Source organism: Pseudomonas sp. P5_B2 (assembly GCF_056400445.1).
This window is the reverse complement of sequence record NZ_JBFULH010001372.1, coordinates 1-662: the sequence shown is the minus strand read 5'-3', so window position 1 is coordinate 662 and position 662 is coordinate 1. Positions and strand designations below refer to the sequence as shown.

At 55.1% G+C, this 662-nt stretch carries 1 protein-coding gene; it reads left to right on the top strand.

Annotation, left to right across the window (positions count from 1 at the left end; all coding sequences use genetic code 11):
* Positions 1-198: 198 nt before the first annotated feature.
* On the top strand, positions 199-662 hold a 464-nt coding region (locus AC1DRJ_RS31285), incomplete at its 3' end, for a DUF4946 domain-containing protein (protein ID WP_477805511.1).

The following is a 662-nucleotide window of genomic DNA, read 5'->3' as shown; positions in this document are numbered from 1 at the left end:
GTGTCAGGTTGGGCAGTGACGCCAGGGAAAGTGTTCAATTCGTGCAGGCTCATGGGCCCTCCGGAAAATAAGTGGGGCTAACGAATGGCGACAATGATACGCAACGCCTAAGACATCACCAAACCCAAACCGTCGGCTATTGCCTGACAGGCGGGCGAAGCTCAGACTTTACCCTTCAGTCCGTGGGTGTTTATTGCAATGATTCGAAAATCGATGTTCGTCATGCTCGGCATTTTGTCAGCGGTTGCCAGCGCTTATGCAGAGGCGCCACAGGTGACATGGCCAAGTGGTTGGGAAGTCGAAGCCCTCGCGCAGGAAAATGCCGGCGCTAAAGTGTCCCGTCAGCGTGCGGTCAAAAACGATCAGGGCGGCACTCCGGTGATGGTCATGGAATTGACCATGACTCAAGTGGAAAGCGGTCATCAGGTAAATGTGCACGGCGTGCTGCTGGAAATGCGCAAAGCGGTGCAAAAGGACTTCTTTCAAAGCGGCTATCAAAGTGTCTGTAACAAGATTCATCCGGCGACACTGAGCCGCCTGTCGGCCCTGGAAACTACCTGCACCATTACCCAGAACGGACGACATGTGCTGTCGCAAACATTGGTCGGGGCGGTGGATGCCGATAACGCCTATGTTCTTTCGTACGCGGGGCAGGCCGAGGC